General features: G+C 56.7%; 14 protein-coding genes. 5 read left to right on the top strand and 9 right to left on the bottom strand.

Going from position 1 to position 18,671, the window contains the following annotated elements:
* The first annotated feature begins 19 nt into the window (after positions 1-19).
* Positions 20-583, top strand: coding sequence for a GNAT family N-acetyltransferase (locus ACI0FJ_RS12330; protein WP_424303849.1), 564 nt, complete (start codon positions 20-22; stop codon positions 581-583).
* 93 nt (positions 584-676) lie between these two features.
* On the opposite strand, the gene ACI0FJ_RS12325 is transcribed toward ACI0FJ_RS12330, so the two are convergent.
* From ACI0FJ_RS12325 to ACI0FJ_RS12300, 6 genes are all read right to left on the bottom strand, one after another.
* A complete protein-coding gene (locus ACI0FJ_RS12325) occupies positions 677-2,983 on the bottom strand; it encodes a PocR ligand-binding domain-containing protein (protein WP_424303846.1) in 2,307 nt (768 codons plus the stop codon).
* Positions 2,984-2,995: 12 nt separating this feature from the next.
* On the bottom strand, positions 2,996-3,634 hold the full coding sequence (locus tag ACI0FJ_RS12320; protein ID WP_424303843.1) for a sulfite exporter TauE/SafE family protein: 639 nt from the start codon (positions 3,632-3,634) through the stop codon (positions 2,996-2,998).
* Positions 3,616-4,134 (bottom strand): metal-sulfur cluster assembly factor, encoded by a 519-nt coding sequence (locus ACI0FJ_RS12315; RefSeq protein WP_424303840.1) that lies wholly within the window; start codon positions 4,132-4,134, stop codon positions 3,616-3,618. Before ACI0FJ_RS12315 ends, ACI0FJ_RS12320 begins: the two co-directional genes overlap by 19 nt.
* A gap of 556 nt (positions 4,135-4,690) precedes the next feature.
* Positions 4,691-6,961: a DUF3536 domain-containing protein gene (locus ACI0FJ_RS12310; RefSeq protein ID WP_424303837.1), complete on the bottom strand. Its 2,271-nt coding sequence runs from the start codon at positions 6,959-6,961 to the stop codon at positions 4,691-4,693.
* Between the two features lie 434 nt (positions 6,962-7,395).
* A complete protein-coding gene (locus ACI0FJ_RS12305) occupies positions 7,396-8,556 on the bottom strand; it encodes a glycerate kinase (RefSeq protein ID WP_424303834.1) in 1,161 nt (386 codons plus the stop codon).
* Between the two features lie 43 nt (positions 8,557-8,599).
* Complete coding sequence (locus tag ACI0FJ_RS12300) at positions 8,600-9,655, bottom strand: PucR family transcriptional regulator (RefSeq protein WP_424303831.1); 1,056 nt, start codon at positions 9,653-9,655, stop codon at positions 8,600-8,602.
* A gap of 185 nt (positions 9,656-9,840) precedes the next feature.
* On the opposite strand from ACI0FJ_RS12300, the gene ACI0FJ_RS12295 reads away from it, so the two are divergent.
* The 4 genes from ACI0FJ_RS12295 (at position 9,841) to ACI0FJ_RS12280 (ending at position 15,019) form a co-directional block, all read left to right on the top strand.
* Complete coding sequence (locus ACI0FJ_RS12295; protein ID WP_424303828.1) at positions 9,841-10,938, top strand: M20/M25/M40 family metallo-hydrolase; 1,098 nt, start codon at positions 9,841-9,843, stop codon at positions 10,936-10,938.
* A 62-nt stretch (positions 10,939-11,000) separates the two neighbouring features.
* The gene (locus tag ACI0FJ_RS12290; protein WP_424303825.1) at positions 11,001-12,428 is read left to right on the top strand and encodes a YfcC family protein; all 1,428 of its coding nucleotides are present in this window, start codon (positions 11,001-11,003) and stop codon (positions 12,426-12,428) included.
* Positions 12,429-12,558: 130 nt separating this feature from the next.
* Positions 12,559-13,731: a M20 metallopeptidase family protein gene (locus tag ACI0FJ_RS12285; protein WP_424303822.1), complete on the top strand. Its 1,173-nt coding sequence runs from the start codon at positions 12,559-12,561 to the stop codon at positions 13,729-13,731.
* Positions 13,724-15,019, top strand: coding sequence for a serine dehydratase subunit alpha family protein (locus tag ACI0FJ_RS12280; protein ID WP_424303819.1), 1,296 nt, complete (start codon positions 13,724-13,726; stop codon positions 15,017-15,019). The genes ACI0FJ_RS12285 and ACI0FJ_RS12280 overlap by 8 nt, the downstream gene beginning before the upstream one ends.
* Before the next feature lie 479 nt (positions 15,020-15,498).
* Here ACI0FJ_RS12280 and ACI0FJ_RS12275 read toward each other — a convergent pair whose 3' ends face one another.
* The 3 genes from ACI0FJ_RS12275 to ACI0FJ_RS12265 form a co-directional block, all read right to left on the bottom strand.
* On the bottom strand, positions 15,499-16,143 hold the full coding sequence (locus tag ACI0FJ_RS12275; RefSeq protein ID WP_424303816.1) for a hypothetical protein: 645 nt from the start codon (positions 16,141-16,143) through the stop codon (positions 15,499-15,501).
* A gap of 517 nt (positions 16,144-16,660) precedes the next feature.
* Positions 16,661-17,029, bottom strand: a complete 369-nt coding sequence (locus tag ACI0FJ_RS12270; protein WP_424303813.1) for a hypothetical protein — start codon at positions 17,027-17,029, stop codon at positions 16,661-16,663.
* A 356-nt stretch (positions 17,030-17,385) separates the two neighbouring features.
* Positions 17,386-18,483 carry an AI-2E family transporter gene (locus tag ACI0FJ_RS12265; protein ID WP_424303810.1) on the bottom strand — a complete coding sequence of 366 codons (1,098 nt, stop codon included), beginning with the start codon at positions 18,481-18,483 and terminating at the stop codon, positions 17,386-17,388.
* Positions 18,484-18,671: the final 188 nt, after the last annotated feature.

The raw sequence follows: 18,671 nt of genomic DNA, 5'->3' as shown, positions 1-18,671 counted from the left end.
CTGCCGAAGGAGCTTTTTGATGCGCATCAGAAATGAAATTCCAGCGGATATCTCCGCTATTTCCACCATACATTATCAGGCATTCAAGGATCATCCCCAACATGCTCCGGGGAGCGAACCGGGCGAGCCCGACATCGTGGTCCGCTTGCGGGCTGCCGGGGCCTTGTCCCTTTCCCTGGTGGTGGAAAGTGATGCGCTAGAAAATGACGAGTTGATCGAGAGCAATGAGTTGGTCGAGAGTGGTGAAAAGGCCGGTCCTGTGGCGCATATTGCCCTGTCGCCCGCCCAGGTGGGTGAAGCAGCCCAGGGCTGGTACCTGTTGGGGCCGGTGGGGGTGCTGCCCCGGCTGCAGGGGCGGGGCATTGGCTCGGCCCTTGTACGGGAAGCGCTGGAGCAGATGCGCGAGCAGGGAGCGCAGGGCGTCGTTCTGGTGGGCGATTCCCGTTTTTATGGCCGGTTCGGTTTTGTCCACCCGGAAGGGTTGATCTACGAGGGTGTCCCTGCCTGCTACGTGCTGGCCCTTGCTTTCGGGGTGGAGGCTCCCGTGGGGAAAATCACCGCGCATCCATCCTTTGGCGGCTAGTTGGCATTCGGCATGGAGCCCGGCAAGGCTGAAACCATCCGCATTTTAATCGGGCGGGCCGGATTCGTGGGGTGAACCCGGCCCGCACCGCTGTTATGCCGATTTCATTTCCACAACCAGATTTTCAAGCTCCACAGACAGTTTGGCAAGTTCGGCCACCGCCTGCGTGGCCTCGGACATGGCGCTCGCGGTCTGCTGCGAGGTGGTATTCACCAGTTCTATGGACTGGGAAATCTCCTCGGAGCTCTGGGCCTGCTGTTCCGATGCCGTGGCTATGTTTTGCGCCTGGGAGAAGTTTTGGTCCGAAATGGAGACGATGTCCTGCAAAACCTCTCTGGCCGTGGTTGCCATGGAAATGGATTTCTCCACTTCCTGCCGTGTCAGGTGCATGTGGTTGACGTTCTTGGCGGTTGCCTCGGTAATGGCGGTCACCGCGGTGGTTACTTCCGATGTGGCGTGCATGGTTTTTTCCGCCAGCTTGCGCACTTCGTCGGCCACCACGGCAAAGCCGCGTCCGGCATCTCCTGCGCGGGCCGCTTCAATGGCTGCGTTGAGGGCCAGCAGGTTGGTCTGGTCCGCAATATCGGAGATGACGTTCATAATGGATTCAATGCCCGAGACCTGCTCGCTCAATCCGTTCAATTCCTGTTCCTGAATGCCGAACTGGGTGTTGATGGCCTTGATGACGGATTCGACCTCTATGACGGTGTTGTTGCCCGAGGTCGCCTTTTCGCGGGCGTTCTCTGCGTCCGAGGCGGCGGCGGATGCGTTGCGGGCCACTTCCGCAACCGTGGCGTTCATTTCATTCATTGCCACTGCCGTGCCCGTGGCGTGTTCCTGCTGCGCGGCCGCGCCCTTGGCCGCTTCATCCACCTGTCTGGACAATTCCTGCGCAGCCGAGGAAACGCGCAGCACAATGTCCTCCACCGTGTCTGCCGCGGCAAGCATGCCGTCCCGTTTGGCCTGTTCCGCCTCGCGCCGTGCATTGTCCGCCTCGGTCTTTGCTTCCTGTGCGGCCTGTGCGCGCTGCTTGGCGTTTTCGTGTTCGGCCTTCATGTCGGCAAAGGTTTTCTGCAATTGGCGGTGCAGCTTGATGATGGCCAGATAGATGCCCTGGGCCTTGTCCTCACCGTCAAAGCGCAGGGTGTCGTCGCCGGACGCTATCCTGTTGGCAATTTCGGCAATGGCCTTGGGGTCGCCGCCTATCTGGGTGCCGATGGTCTTCTTGTTGATGGTCAGAACCAGAACGGTCACCCCGAGGAAGATGGCAAGCCCAACCCACAGCAGCATGCGCAGGTTGCGCAGGGAGGCGCTCATGTCTGCCTGGTCCTGCATGCGCACTTCCTTGAGCGAGGTAACAAAGAGGGCGATTTCCTGCCCGGCATTTTGCAGAATCTGCTGTCCCACGCCGGAGTCCAGACGGGCGATAACCTTGTCCCACATGAGGTTGGTGTTGCCCACCTGGGATTGGCTGTTGGCCACAAGTTGCAGAAAGTCGGCCGCGCTCTGCACATGTTCCGGCTTGAGTACGGGAATTTGCTGAACCGCCGCGTACATGTCTGCCTGGTCGATATTGAGTTCGGTGGCAATCTGCCGGAAGCGTTCCAAGTCCGGCTGTTCCGTCAGTACCTGCCCGCCCAGCCAGGAGCCTATCTGCACCCCGTCCACAATGATGGGAACAGCGAAATCCACCAGCCCGGCATGGCAGGTGTACACGCTGGGCTTTCCGGTTTCCATGGCCTGCTTTCCGCCCTGGCTGTCGTTCTTCTGGCAGCGGGCGGCGCCTTCCTTGGTGGGACGGATAAGGCCGAAACAGAAACTGCTGAATTCGTCAAAGGACTGCTGCTTGACCGGAGTGCCGTCCTTTTCCACCACCACGTTGGCAATGCCAGACATGTTGGTGAAAAGACGCTGAAATTCGCGCAGGAACCCGATGTCCAAAACCTGGTCCACCTTTACCGATGCGCTTTTCCCAGCCTGTTTGGCCCGCTCCGCAGGCGTCATGTCCAGGCGTTTCCTGTCCATGATGGAGGGTTCGGCTTCCTGCTTGTACCAGTCCTGCATCAGGGCTTGGGCCTTGGTGAGCGGGCTGGTCTCCATGTCTATGGCGGTTCCTATCCCAATGGCTTTTTGAGTCTGGGAATTGAACTCTTCCTGAAGCGTTTTGTAGGGAGTAAGGTATTCTTCCTTGCCGGTCAGCATGTAGTTGCGGACGCTGGCTTCCATCTCATGCATGATGCTCTCCAGGCGTCCCGTTGCCTGAATGAGATCAACTGTTTTTGTCTGTGCAGAGTCGATTCTTTCAAAATCTTTCAGAACCGAAAAAACATAGATGGATACAACAAGAAACATGCACAGCATTGCGACATTTCCAGCGGTAATACGCGCCTGAAATTTCATAAGATCTCCCTGTTAGTACACAACATAGTGCTCCGATAGAAATATAGAGACGCCTTGATACGCGAAGTACAACCCAGTTACTGCGCATGCCATCCTGGACACGGTGGACATAAGGCGGTTGTTCAATTTGAGTGCGGCCAGAGAAACCGGAAGAACGTAGATGGAGGTCGCCAGGAAAAACAAAACAAAGAATAAAAGCCCCTGCCATGCTCCTCCGTGTTCCATTGCCACGCTGAAGGCGAGAAGGATGGGAGGGCACAGCGTGACGCTGCTGAGAATGCCTGCGAAGAACACGGTCCTTCTGGTGCCGAAGAGCGTGCGTTTGCCCGGACAGTGTTTTCGGGCGCAGCTGTAAAAGGCCTGAACCATCAGCAAGGCTCCCAGAACCACCTGCGAAAGCGCCAGAGCGGCGTTCATGTACGGCAGTTCGGCGCCATAACTTCCGGCAAGCCCCGCCAGAGCGCCCAGCAGACTGTATGTAACGAGCCTCCCCGCCAGAAAGACCCCAACCATTCCCACTCCGGTCCTGAGTCCTTTTTGCGGAGAAATCAGCAGCAGCGGTGCCAGCGTGGGCACGCATTTGACCATACAGTACAGCCCGGCTGAAAAGCCCAGAGAAAGGGCCTGCACTATCATTGTTTTATTCCCCATACTTTTTCCAAGGCACTGGGAGACATCATGCTCGGTTTCCAGCGCGTTCGGGTATCTACAACGACCGTGGCCTTGCTATGGGGGGAGATTTTTTTGGATTCCTTTTTGATGTCGGCAACAATGCCCTTGATGTAGGGGCAGAAAGGGGTGGTCAGGATGATGGTTACCGTATTGACTTTGTCGGCCTTGCTGCAGGTTATTTTACGGACGAGGCCGAGGTCCACGATGTTGACGTTCAATTCCGGATCTATGATGCCGTGCAGCTTTTGCAGAAGCTGCTTTTCGCATTGAACATCTGCTGCTGGAACAGAGGCGGGTGTTGCGGAGTATTTTCCTTGGGGGGCGGCTTTCCGTGTTTGTGAGGCCTCGGCCATGCAGACAGGGAGCAACAAAAACAACAAAAAACACGATATGATGATTTCCTTCCTGAAGACCTTGGGGGGAGTATTGGAAGTGGAGTGTGGAGGGAAAGAAATTTTATTTTCTCTGAATAAATGCATGATCCCTCATATATAAAAATTAAAGGTAAAATTTTTACCTCTTTTGAGAGTACATAGGTAAAAAAACATACGGCTTTTGTTCTTGACAATCTTTTTTTTATAAAAAATAGTATTCTGTGGTAAAATATTTCCAGTCTATTGTATGTGTTGTTTATGTGTAACTTTTGCCTGCTAAATATAACTTCAGCGAATTTTCTGCAACTGTTGTCTTTTTGTGTAATATTGTCAGCATATTTTCATTTTGAAACAATTGAAGAGCAGAACATGGAGCGTAACAACGCAATCGCATGTTCTGTTTCGTATGGAATTGTGGAAACCATTGCCGGGCGCAGTCTCTCTATAGTCCTTATATAAAAGCATCTTGTGGAGAGGTTCGGGGGATATGTTTCGGATACGACAAAGCCCCCGATCCCAGGCGGGCAACGGGGGCTTTGTTTGCAATGTCTGTTTCGGCGGGATGGTTTGCATCCCACCGCATGGCCGACAACCTACGGCGTGGGCCGTTTACCGCATCAGGCGGCGCGTGGGCTGCCGTTGTTCGACAACAGCTCTTTGGCTAATCCGTCATGCAGGTGCGGATCATGCCCACAAGTTCTTCCAGTTCTTCCCATATGGGGCTTCCTCCGGCCAAATCCCAGGCCGCGTTCTGAATTCCCCACAGGTTGAGTTTGAGGCCCACCTTGGCGGCGCGTTTGATGATTCCGAGGGCCGCGGCAGGTTTGTCCTCGTGCACCATGGCGCAGGCGGCTTCGGAAAGACGGCGGGAAAGCACCACCTGGCTGGGGTGCATGCCGGAACGTTGGGCCAGGAATTTGGTCAGATCCTCTTCGCCTTCCGCGCCCAGCTCCTCGCCCAGCACATAGTTCCAGATAAGCCCGGAGTACAGGCTGGTCCACATTTCTTCCGAAGTCTGGGCATACTGGTAGTCCTGCCAGGGCAGAAACATGAAGGTGCCCACCCGGCCCAGTTCAACCTTTTCCTTCCACAGAACTGCCTCGGCGTTTGTTACCCAGGTGTGCACCAGGGCCTGTTTTTTCTTCCAGGGCAGGTTGGCTCCCGAGCAGCAGGTGGTTTGGGCTTTGCCGCCGCCTTCCGGGGTAACGCAAAAGGTTTCGCCAAAGGGGTCCGCGTCAAAGGCGTGTTTGGTGGTCCAGGTGTAGCGTTCCACCCCTGCCTGCAGCCGCCACATCACCTCCATGGTGCCGGAAAAAACATTACTGCTTTTTCCCTGGGGAGCCAGGGTGATGTTGAGGGCCACACCCGGCCATTCCACCCTGGCGGTTTCTCCGGGGGCGGGCAGCTCTCTTTTCGCCCACAGCCGCAGTACGCCCTGGGCAGCCAGATGTTCCGGGGTTTCGCTGCGCATGGAGATGCGCCGCTGCCACAGGCCGGAGCCGTTGCCCTCGTTGGGCTGGTTGGAATACGCCCGGGCCAGGATGTCCACAATCTGCTGTTCAAAGTCCTCGATGCCGGTTTCCCGGGCCAGCTGCAGGGAACGCAGGGCATAGGTCATGGCGTTGAGCGGTTCTATGCGGGCCAGGTCGTCGAAAAACCAGGCGCAGCTGGCAAAGGAGGACAAGGCCCAGTTCTGCATGGCCAGAAGCTTCCAGCCTGCTTCTTTTTTGTCGGCGGCAAGCCGGGGCTTGAAATTATGTTTCTCGAAGTCGTCGGTATTTTCCGCGCCGCAATAGACGCGCCCGTAGTGGGTAAGTGCGGTTTCCGGATTGGTAAACACTTCCCTTCCTCTATCAAAGAAATGGGCGTCCACCTTGTTTTTGAGCAGGTCCAGGGCTTCGCGCAGAGGGGCGCGCCACGCCTGGTTCCACTCCGGATGGCCGCCACTGGAGCAGCCGCAGTCCGAGCGCCAGCGCTCCACGCCGTGCACGCAGCTCCACGAGGAAGGCTCGTGCAGCCGTACCTTCATGAGTGGAGGGAATTTTTCCAGAAATGCGGCGAAGTTGGTGACGTGCAGGTAGTTGTCCTTTCGGTTGGCCTGCTCCAGCACGTAGGCCAGGGCCATTTCGCCAAACTTGAAATGATGACCGTAGGTTTCCCCGTCCGTTGCCAGAGCGGTGATGCCTGGGCCGCACGAGGAGTTGACCTTGTTCCAGAAGTTGTCCCCATGATCGAGCAGACGTTCGAAGGCCACGGCCTGGCTCAGTCCACCGTTGTAGAAAAAGACGGCAATAGTGCGGCCCGAAGGCAGTTCCACCTGATAGGGGCGGCTGATATCCACTTCCCATTCGTTGACGTCGCGCCACTCCTCGCTGCCCAGCGGGGCGACCGATTGGACCTGGCGGGGAGCCAGCAGGGTGAACTTGATGCCCGCTTCGGCCAGCACTTCCAGGGTGGGCGTATCCACGGCGGCTTCGGCCAGCCACATGCCCTCGGGAAAACGGTTGAAGCGTTTTTCAAAGTCGGCAATGCCCCATTGCACTTCAAGGTGTTTGTCCAGCTCCGAGGCCAGCGGCATGATGGCATGGTGGCAGACCTGGGCCATGGCGTTGCCGTGTCCCAAACGGCGTACGCTGCGCCTGTCGGCCTGAAGGATGCGTTCGTAAACGTCCGGGTCGGCCCGTTCCAACCAGCGCATCAGGGTGGGGCCGAAGTTGAAGCTGGTCCATTCGAAGCAGTTGACGATGTTGCAGATGCGTCCCTGCCCGTCCAGACGCCGTGCCCATCCCATGGGAGCGTAGGATTCGCGGCAGATGCGTTCGTTCCAGTGGCGGAACGGGGCGGCTGAACCTTCGGGAAGAATCTTGTCCAGCCAGGGGTCCTCGCGGGGGGGCTGGTAGAAATGTCCGTGTATGCAGAGATAGCGTTCCATGGAAGGCTCCCTGGAGAGGGTTGCAATTCTGGCCGTTCGGCCGGAAGAACCAGACCCCTTGTAAAGGTCCGGGTGGTGTCAGCGTGATGCAAAAAACATGTTTGCGCAAGAGCTGCCTCGCACCCGGCGAAGTGCGGACACAAGGTACTCCGCGCAGCTGCGGTATTCGTCTTTGGTTCCATCCTTTGGCGGTTCCAAGCGCGAATGTTCAAACAGTTACCATAGAGTTGTTTACGAAATAAAGAAAAAAGCGAAATAGTCAGTAATATTGCCAAACGGCCGTGCATACGCATTGCCGCCGGCCGAAGGGGATTCTTGGGAACGGAAATGGGAAGAGCGGGGTGGATAGGGGCGGATAGGGGGCGGAAGCTTCTGCTTGCCATGCAGCCCCGGATTCGTCTTCCGGGGCTGCATGATGCACAGGGGAAAAGTTCTCAGGAACCGGTGGTGCCTGCCGTGGCTGTCAGCCGGGACACCAAACCCATGATCTGACGGACCGTCTTGGAAACAAGGTGGCCGGCCTTTCCCTTTTCCATGGCTTCGCGCAGCGCCATGGGGCCGTCCATAACGGAAAACATGGCGGTTACTCCGTGGGCATTGGCCTTGTCCGCATCGTCGGCCACGCTTCCTGCCAGGGCGATGACCGGAGTGTTTCTGCGGGCAGCCAGCTTGGCAATGCCCAGAGGGGCCTTGCCCATGACGCTTTGAAAATCCAACCTGCCCTCGCCGGTAAATACCAGGTCGGCGGCATTGATCAGCTCTTCCATGCCCAGCTGTTCAAAGATGATGTCCACTCCGGGGCGCAACTCGGCAGGCAGAAAGGCGGAAAGCCCTCCTCCCAGACCTCCGGCGGCTCCGGCACCGGCGAGGCCGTCAACGGATTTGCCCAGGTCCCTGGCAATCACCCGTGCCAGGTTTTGCAGGCCCTGGTCCAGCTGCCGCACTGCCTCGGGACCGGCCCCTTTTTGCGGCCCGTAGACATGAGCCGCTCCGTTGGGGCCGCACAACGGGTTTTCCACGTCGCAGGCTGCCAGAAAGCGGCATGTATCAATTCCTTTGACCACGTTGTCCGCGCGTATGGCTGCTATATGGCCGAGGGACCGGCCAACCGGCTCCAGGGCGTTTCCGTCGCTATCCAGAAAATCGTATCCAAGGGCCGCGGCCATGCCCATGCCGCCGTCGTTGGTGGCGCTGCCGCCAAGGCCGATGATGAACTCCCGGCAGCCCTTATCCATGGCGTCCCTGATCATTTCCCCCAGCCCGAAGGTGGTTGTTTCCAGAGGGTTTCTCAGGTGTTCCGGAACCAGGGGCAGCCCTGCGACCGAGGCCATCTCCATGATGGCGGCGCCGTTTTCCAGGATGCCGTAGGATGCGGATATGGGCTCGAACAGCGGGCCCTTCACCCGGAGCGTCACCCGGCGTCCGCCCAGACCTTCCAGCAGGGTGTCGCAAAATCCCTCGCCACCGTCGGCAATGGGGGTTTTTACCACTCGGGCATCGGGCACTGCGCCCAAAATTCCCGCGGCAACCGCGTCGGCCAGTTCGTTTGTCGAGAGCGAGCCTTTGAACGAATCCATAGCCACCAATACATTCATTGAGGTTTCCTTGTTGTTGAAGGGAAGGCATTCGCCCGGTTGTTCAGTCGATGGGGCCGTGTTCGAGAAGATAGGAAATGTAGGAGGCATACACATGCAGCAGGTCGTAGGAGTTTTTCAGGTCCCGCCCGCACAGTTCCCTTATTTTGCCCAGCCTGTACTGGATGCTGTTGCGGTGGATGTGCAGGGCTTCGCAGACCTCCGGGATATTGCCGTTGTGCTGCATGTAGGCGATGGCTGTCTGGGCCAGCCGTGCCGTGTGGCCTTCGTTTACCAGGACGGCAAAGGTCCGGCCCAGCTGACGTTTTATGCCTGCATCGGCAATGCAGATGGCCAGCTCCAATTGTTCGTAGCGGTAGCATTGCTGCCCGGGGAAGAGGGATTTCCCTATCTTCAGGCTCTGCACCGCCTCGGTGTAGGAGGTGTGCAGATGGTTGTTCAGGGAGCCGATGGCGACCTTGCACTCCCTGTGCAGGGCCAGGATGCGGTGAATTTTCTGCTGCAGCAGGTTGTTTTCCCGCAGGATGACGCAGGTGAAGCGGGTAACGTCGGTAAGGAGGAAGTCGTTGGCGTCGATCAGGCGTTGGGAGGCGTGGGCATGTGTGTTGGCCCCTCCGGGCTCGTCGATGACCAGCACCTGGTGGTTTCGGGTGATGTCGATGTCCAGCCGCTTGCCCTGTTCAATGAAATCCCTGTCATAGCCGTCCTGGCGCTGAATCCAGACCTGTTGGAATTTTTCCCTGAACTGCGCCTGTTGAAGCTGGTCTTTGGTCCGGAGCTTTTCCGCGTACAGCAGTTCGATGACCGTCCGGAGCAGGTCTATTGCCATCTCCGCCTGGCTTCCCCGGACAACGAGCGCACCTATAAATCGTCTGTTGTGGCGCAGGGGCACGGCATATTCGCGGGCCGTGCTGTTGGACAGGGGAAGAACTTTGCGGTCTTCGTTGATGGCAGTGATGGCGTCGAGGTTCATGGCGCCGACTTCGCTGATGTCGTTGGAGGCCACGACCCTGCCGGAGGTGTCGCAGATGGAGAACAGGACGGGAGCCGTCGAGTCGAGTGCTGCTTTGATTTCATTGATGAGTTGTTGGTCCAGCATTGGGTGCTCCTGCAACTCTCCAATTTATATCAAGTGAACAAAGCAGTTGCAATGATGCCCCTTGTATTTGTGAATCAGCACAAATACAAGGGGTCTTTTCCGTTGTTTTGCCAATAGTTTTTCCAGGATTGTCTGGCTACATTCACTCAGAAATGTTTCATGGTTGGATTTTATATGGAGGAGGTATGGATACTCTGCTGAATCGCTTCATCAAATACGTACAGTGTGGCTCGGAAAGCCATAACGAGCGGGATTTCTGCGAGTTGATCGAACACGAGCTGGATGAACTTGGCATCCGGCACGACCGCCAGGAAGTCGGACTCAGCCTTGGGTCCAACGGATGGAACATTTTGGCCAAGGTGCAAGGAAACCCGGATAAAAAACCCTTTTTGTTCGTTTTTCACCTGGACACCGTGGCCCCGGGCAACGGCATCGAGGTTGCCGTGGACAACGGCACCATACAGAGCAAGGGCAATACGATTCTGGGGGCCGACGGCAAGCTGGCCATAGCCCTGGTGCTGGACGCCATTGCCAACCTGCAGAAGGCGGAAGGTCTCAACCGTCCTGTGGAGATGCTGTTCACCGTCTGCCAGGAAGTAGGGCTGGAAGGCTCGTTCTATGCCGACTATTCCCATATCGAAAGCGAAGAGGCGCTGGTCATCGACCATTTCGTTCTGGGAGAGGCGCTGACCCACACACCTTGCCGTACCTGCTTCAACATCGAACTCTTCGGACGTTCGTCCCACGTCATCACTGGCTACGAAGACAGCGCCAATGCCCTTAAAGCCGCTGTGGATATTGTGCATCAGATAGATCTGGGAAGGATCAGCGACAGCCTGAGTATCAACGTGAGTGACTTTGTTTCGTTGTCAAAGACGAACATCATTCCCCAATACGCACGTTTTGACCTTGAGATACGCGCCTTTAACGAAGGTGAGATGCAGGCTTCAATCCATCGTGTCCGATCCTTAGCGGAAAGTGTTTCCGAAAAAACCGGATGCACCTTCAAGATGAAAGAAACAAATATCATCCCAGCTGCGGATTTTGGCGTACATACGGATGTATTTGAACGTCTTGAAGAAATTTACAAAAACTCCGGACTTACACTTAAGCGCGCAAGATCGTTCGGCTGCCTTGATGCCACATGTATAAACAACATTGGCATAAAAACCGTACCATTGGGAATAAATATCTATAATTCCCATAGCGTGCGGGAGCGTATCGAGTTTGAAGAAATGCAGCAGGCAAGCAAGCTGATAAAGAACATTATTCTTAATTTTTAGAAGAGTTATTGGTTGAGATATAAAGATATTATTCTGTAGCGTTTTTTAAAAGGAGAGGAACTATGGCGGTTGGTTCAGAAGTGCTGACGGATAACACAAGAAAAAAAGAAGGGAAGATCCTTAACCCGTTTCTTGTCTTGTTCTCCGTAATCGTTTTTTGTGCTGTTCTTTCATATTTTGTTACTCCCGGGGCATACGACAGAACGGATCTGAACGGAAGAATGGTCGTTGTGGCAAACAGCTATCATTCGGTGGAAAGAACGCCTGTCTCCTTCCTGGACGTCTTTCTCTCCATTCCCAACGGGCTGCAGGGTGCTGCGGGCATGATGTTCCTGGTGCTGATCATCGGCGGCGTGGTGGAGGTCTACAACAGGACCGGTTCCATCGACAAAGCCATGCTCAAAATTTCCTCCATCTCGGAAAAGGTGGGCAGCCAGACGGTCCTTATCTGCATCATGCTTCTTTTCGCTTTTCTTGGCGGTATATTGGGCTGGAGCGAGCAGGTCATCCCCTTTGTGCCAATCATCATCTCGCTATGTCTGGCTTTGGGCTATGACGCGCTTGTCGGCATGGCGGTATCCGGCTTCATGTGTCTGATGTGCTTTGCCGTGGCTCCGTTCAACATCTACACGGTCGGTCTTTCCCATCAGATCGCCCAGCTGCCCATGTTCTCCGGCTCTGCACTGCGCCTGACGGCACTGGGCACGTATACCGTGCTCAGCATGGCGTACATTTTGTACTATGCCAGAAAGGTCAAGGCCAATCCCGAACTCAGCCTGGTCAAGGACATTGACGATTCCAGCCTGCGCCGTGATTTTTCCGCAATCACGGATCGGCACCTGAACAAGGTGCAGGTGCTGTCCCTGATCATTTTCGGCATGTCCTTTTTCGTGGCGGTTTACGGGCTGCTGCAAAAAGGCTGGGGCCTGCACCACATGAGTGCTATTTTTCTGTTTGGCGGGCTGCTTGTCGGCGTCCTGAACCGCATGGACAACCATGCCATTACGGACGCCATGATTGCAGGTGCCAGGGCGGCCTTTCCCGGCGCACTGATCATCGGCGTGGCCCGTGCCATCCAGTGGGTTCTGACCACCGGCGGCATGGTCGACCCCATCATCAACTGGCTTTCGGGCATGCTGCAGACGGTGTCCCCCTTCTTCACGACCGTGGGCATCTACATCATCAACATGTTCGTCAACGCCTTCATTCCCTCCGGGAGCGGACAGGCAATGACCGTGATGCCCGTGCTGGTTCCCCTGGCCGACATGCTGCACATCACCCGGCAGACCATCATCCTGGCCTACCAGTTCGGCGATGGCATTTCCAACTCGCTGTGGTTCACAAACGGCACCCTGCTCATCTATCTGGGACTGGCCCGTGTTCCCCTGAGGAAGTGGTACAAGTTCATCATTCCGTTCCACGTCGTTTCCTTTCTTGTGGCCTGCGGATTCTTGTATTTTGCCTGCGAGGTTGGATACGGTCCGTTCTAAATCTTAGGATTTGGTCAAAGCGTTTGGATTGTCCGGGCAGGAAAAGTTATCGCCTGCCCGGACAAATTCATTGAGCCGGGAAAATCCAGGCACAATGATAATAGTATGTTTTCAAGTAGTTGGGGGCATAATGAATGTAATGGAAAAGATTCGGGAACAGGCTGGGTATACCGTTGCAATGCGGCGTCATTTTCACAGCCATCCTGAATTGAGTTGGAAGGAATTCAATACGGCCGAAAAAATCCGCGCGGAACTGTCCAAAATGGACATTCCGTACACGGAGGTTGCCGGTACGGGGACCATTGCCACGCTCAAGGGCAATTCCGCCGCGCCCGTCATCGGGCTGCGCTGCGATATCGACGCGCTGCCGATCCAGGAAATCAAGGATCTGGAATTCAAGTCGGAAAACGAAGGCGTCATGCACGCCTGCGGCCACGACGCCCATACCGCCATGCTGCTGACGGCGGCCAAGGTGCTTTCGGAAAACCGCCACCTGCTGAATTGTACAGTCAAATTCATTTTTCAGCCTGCGGAAGAAGTCGTAAGCGGCGCCCTGGCCATGTTGGAATCCGGGGAACTGGACGACGTGGACAGAATCTGCGGCATGCATATTTTCCCCTTTCTGGAACACGGCACCATTTCGGTGGATGCCGGGCCGAGGTACACCTCCTCGGATACCATGAAGATCAAGATCATCGGAAAGAGCGGCCACGGCGCAATGCCGCACCACGTGGTGGACCCCATCTATGTGGGAGCCAAGGTGGTGGACGCCCTGCAAAGCCTTGCCAGCCGGGAGATCGATCCCCGCGAAACCGTTGTGGTGAGCGTGTGCACCTTCCATTCGGGCAGGCTCTCCAATATTTTCGACCAGACCGCCGACCTTACAGGCACGGTCCGGACCTTCAATCCGGAGCTGCGCGAACAGCTTCCGACCATGATCGAGCGCGTCATCGCCAACACGGTCCGGGCCTACAGGGCGGACTACGAATTTGAATATTCCATGGGCGTTCCCGCCACGATCAACAATGCCGAGTGCAGCAGGATCGCCGAGCAGTCCGTGCGCAAGATCCTGGGCGAAGAAGGACTCGTGAGCATGCCCGGCACACCGGGCGGTGAGGACTTCGCACATTATATGAATAAGATACCGGGACTTTACGCGTTTGTGGGCTGCAGAAACGAGGCCAAGGACTGTGTCTATTCGCTGCACCACGAGCGGTTTGATCTGGACGAGGACGGCATGTCGGCCGGTGCCGCCTTCTATGTGCAATACGTGTTGGATCTTCAGGAGAATATTGGTGAATAAGCAGAGAAACGAGGCTTTTGTCCGGCTGCTGCAAGACGAACTGGTTCCGGCCACGGGATGTACCGAGCCCATTGCCATCGCCTATTGCGCGGCCAAGGCCGTGGAGGTTCTCGGGGCGTTTCCCGAGTCCATGGTTGTGGAATTGAGCGGCAACATGATCAAGAACGCCATGGGTGTCACGGTGCCCAACTCCGGCGGCCTCAAGGGCATTGACGTGGCCGCTGTTCTGGGCGCGGTCGGCGGTGATGCCGACAAGGGGCTGCAGGTTCTGGAACCGGTGGGAGAAAAGGAGATAGCCCGGACCAACGAGCTGCTGGCCCAAAAGGATTTTTGCACCTGCAAGCTGATTGAGAACGTGGACAACCTGTTCATCATCGTCAGTGTGCGGGCCGGGGAACACCAGGCCACCGTGGAAATCCAGACCAAGCACACCAATATCACGCGGATGGAAAAGGACGGGCAGGTTCTGTACGCGGCGCAGACTACGGAAGAGACGTCCGAAGCGTGCGGGGAAGAATCCGATGCAACCCTGAAACTGCTCACCCTTGAATCGATCGTGCAGTTTGCCGACGAGGCGGACCTGGACGATGTGCGGGACATTTTGCAGCGGCAGCTCACCTACAATCGGGCCATTTCCGAAAAAGGGCTGCAGGAAAAATGGGGCGTCAACGTGGGAAGAACCATGCTGGCCACCTGCGCGGACATGGACAGCGTGAAAAGGCGCGCCATAGCGGCTGCCGCCGCTGGTTCGGACGCCCGGATGAGCGGCTGCCCCCTGCCCGTGGTCATCAATTCGGGCAGTGGCAACCAGGGCATGACCATCTCTCTGCCCATTGCCGTGTATGCCGAGGCCTATGACGTTCCCGAGGAAAAAGCGCTGCGGGCCCTGGCCCTGGCCGACCTTATCGCCATCCACCAGAAGCAGTACATCGGCGATCTGTCCGCCTATTGCGGCACGGTTTGCGCGGCCACGGCCGCCGTGTGCGGGATCGCCTACATGAACGGCGACGGTCTCGACGTCCTTGCCGGAATCATCACCAACAGCATCTGCACCATCGGCGGAATGGTCTGCGACGGGGCCAAGCCTTCCTGTGCAGCCAAGATTTCCGTTGCCCTGGAAGCCGCTTTTCGGGCCTACGAGCTGGAAAAGGGCGGCCTGGAATTTCTGCCCGGCGAAGGTCTGGTCAAGAATAACGTGGAGGCGACGATCCAAAGCGTGGGGCAGATGGCCCGTTGCGGCATGCGCCAGACCGACCTGGAAATTCTCAACATCATGCTGGAGCACTGAGAACCACCTCTCGGTACATGCGTTCTTCCAGCCTGACAGGCGGCGAAAGCCGCCCTCTCTCATCCCTTATGGATTCCGCAAGGTGTATGTATTTTGCGGAGGACTGCTGAAGCCGCTTTTGACGGCGCATGGCGGGCTATGCCCGCCATGTTCGGCGGCACGTGTCGCGTTGATCGAGGGCATTCATAATGAACCGAAGGCAATGGGCACGACATAGAGCATGATGTCGGCACGACATAGAGCATGATGTCGGCACGACATGGGGCATGATATCGGCACGACATGGGGCCGGATCGAAATCGTTTACTAACGGTTTTGGTCCGGTTTTTTTGTGGCGGAAAAGAGTTGGCAGGGGATGCGCCGCGCCTGCGATTGTCTCCCGAGCCTGTTACGGGGGACTCGGGAGACTTTCCGCAGGCAGGTCCGGAGGTCTGTTCGGGGGATGACCTCCGGATTTGCGGATGGAGGGATAGGTTGGTTCAAAGATGTTCTGCTGATGGTTTGTTTTGTATTTCCTTGCACGGTTCAATGAAAAACGCGTCGGCTTGTGCGCCGTGGGCTTCTGTCCGAACCGCCCCTGTAACGGCGGCCTCGAGCGCTTCGTATGTGGCAAAGTGTTCGAGACCGCCGGTATCCGGGATATCCAGGCCGACTTGGCTTCCGTCTTGGCTTCCGTCTTGGCTGCCGTGGGATGGGAGAAACCTGCGGCTGGTCAGTACGTTGGCAACGGGCCGTTGGAGGATTCCGCCCGTGGTCCGTTGCTGGATGCGCCCGGATTTTTTGGGCACGACAGGGCCCTTCTGGTCGTCGTCTTGCGTTTCCTCGAAGCCGATGTGGGAGCCGAAGCCCTTGCGGGGCATCATGCGTATGTGTGCGTCGTCAAAGCGGCAGGCGGGCATGCCCCTGCCGGAGCGGCCCAGCCGGGGTCTGCACAGGTTTTCTTTCTGTAGAAAAAGAGACTGGATGGTCCACACGGTCTGCAACGCCTTGTGGAATGTGGCAGGCGGATTGGCCTGCCCCCGGACGTTGGCCTCGGATGTGCGCGACAGTCTCCTCCTGCCCCGGACCCGGTCTGAAAGAGGCGGGGCGGTCTGTGCGAGGGCGCGAGAAGTGGCTGTTTCCATGCGTACATTCCTTTCGTTGGTGTGGGCGGGCAGTAAGCGCCTTCTGTCAGCTCAAGGTTATGGAAAACTGAATTGAGCTAAGAGTATAGGCCAGGGCATTTTTTCGTGGAACCCCGTCCACTCGGGGGGAATGTTTTCTTTTTTCGGGAATCCGGGAGGCGGGGAAAAGGGAAACATGGGCAACTTGCCGTTTTTCCATGTATTATACCGCAGAAAAAAATGTGTTGTGCCGAAGATGACGGCATGGGCCGGAAAAGCGCGCGGGCAAAAGCCCCATTCTGCCCGTTCGGCATGAGGCGGTGATAAGAGGCCGGGAGCAAGGCGGCTGGCGGGGGTGGCAGGGCCACGCCTCTGCCAAGGAGGGAAGGCCGAAAGCTTGCCCCGTACGGAAAGGGCAATGATGGCCGGAGTTGGCTGCGGACAAGTGTTCCCGGCTTGGGGGCGGAAAAGGAACTGAAATACGTGTGTTGGGTCTGCGGGGTTCCGCCCGATACATGGCTGTACCGGGCGGGGGGGGCTAGTCTGAAAACTCAAAAGTGCAGCTAAATTCACTACTTACTACGATATGGACAGATTTTTTTTTGGACGGCCATTTTTTGGTGCAAATGACCTGTTCATTGCTGGAATTGAGTTTTTTTCGCAGGTTGATGTAGATTGTACCAGGTTCTCTGGTGTCTTGGGTGGAGGAGGATTCTCTAGGGTAGGCTCTGAGAATCTTGGTTTTGTAGCCTCCCTTTTCTCTATCCAGGCTTAGCATATAGTCGGAATTATTACGTATGGTGTAGTTGTAGATCTGGATGCCCGGGTCCGAAGAGCAGTATGCAGGCGGGGCAGAGAGAAGCATGGCACCAAGAACCGCCATTGCCAGAAAAAATTTTTTAAACATGTCGTAACTCCTGGGTGGGGGGAGGGTTTACGAAAAAGGACCGGCTGGCGTAGAGCGCCTTGAATTTATTTCACAAGGCTATGTCCACTGTATAGAAAATTAAGATGTAATGCAAAGAGGGCGTTGCCTTTTACTAGCTATTTAGGCTCGTTCAGCCCTGAACGCCCATATAAGGGGGCTCTTCGAGCCTCAGGCTGATTACAAAGTTAAATCTTTCAGGCTGCTCAAAAAGGTGCGAGAGCGAGGCGTAAGAAAAACTCAAGGCTGACGCGTATTTCCTGATACGCGAGGGTTTGAGTTTTTTGAGGCAACGACGCTATCGTGTCTTTGTCAGCAGCCTGAGGCTCGAAGAGCCTTCAGTTCTGCTTGCTCAGCATGATACGGCGGTAATAGGCCAGTACCAGGCAGGTGGCTGGAATGGCGATGATGAGGCCGAGGAAGCCCAGTATTTTGCCCCATACGGAAAGGGAGAGCAGGATGATGGCCGGGGAAAGGCCGGTAACGCCGCCCATGATGCGCGGAGTGAGCACGGCGTCCTGTATGACCTGGACAACGCCAAAGACCAGGGCGGTCAGCCCCATGGCGGTCCAGACGGAGCCGCCGGTGTCCACGGCATGCAGCAGGGCCAGGAAAAAGGCCGGGGGAATGCCCAGCAGCTGCAGATAGGGCACCATGTTCATGAGCCCGAGCATGAGGCCCAGAAGAATGGCCATGGGCAGGCCGATGAGGCTGAACCCGATGGCGAAAAGTACGCCTACCGAGGCGGCAATGACGCTCTGCGCCCGGAAGTAGTTGTTCATGGCGGCCAGAAATTCGTCGAGGAATTCCTCGGCCGGTTCGCGCATGGAGTCCGGCAGATAGTTCATCCAGTTTGTGGAGAGCTTGTCGAATTCCAGCAGCAGAAAAACAAGATACAGAACAATGACCAGAAGTCCTGCAATACCGGCCAGCAGGGAAGCCGTGCCCGAAAGCACGCCCCACATGCCGGGCAGCAGCTTGCGCAGCACTTCTTTGACCATGCCCAGTGCCTGCCCGCTGTGCAGGAAGTTGCGCACGTCTGTACTGCCCAGAAAGGTACGGATTTCCTTCCATAGATCATTGGGCAGAACTTGCGCCACCTTGTCCGCCACCGCGGAATTGTTCATCAGGTCGGAAATGATGCGCGCGGACTGGCTGAATTCCTGGGCCATGAGCGGCGCGACAAGAAAGATGGCCGCCGCCGCCACCACGCCTGTAAGGACCAGGCTGACCAGAACGGCCCAGGGGCGGCTCTTCAGGCGGCGTTGCAGCGCCGTGACCAGGGGATTCATGAGATAGGCCAGAAGCATGGCCAGGAAAAAGGGAAGCAGTACGTCGGACAGATACCCGAGCAGCCGGACCACAAAGTAGACCAGGCCTCCGGCCAGGGCCAGCCGCACCACGCGGTCCAATGTGTATGGTTTGTCCGAGAACATGGCGTTTTGTACCAGTTTGCCGAAATGGAGGCTAGTGTCGCGTCCGTGAAATCCGCATCATTAAAGTATGTCTCTGCGTATTTTGCGGACAGCACACAAGTACAGCGTGGATCTACGTTTTCCGTTGGCAGGCAACGAATCAACCGCCGGGCAGCTGCACCGCGCGGCGGTTCGATTGCCTTGCCTGC

This window comes from Desulfovibrio sp. 7SRBS1 (assembly GCF_049723905.1).
In the GTDB taxonomy this organism is placed as follows: domain Bacteria; phylum Desulfobacterota; class Desulfovibrionia; order Desulfovibrionales; family Desulfovibrionaceae.
The sequence above is the reverse complement of the archived record's forward strand: the minus strand, read 5'-3'. Positions and strand labels throughout refer to the sequence as shown.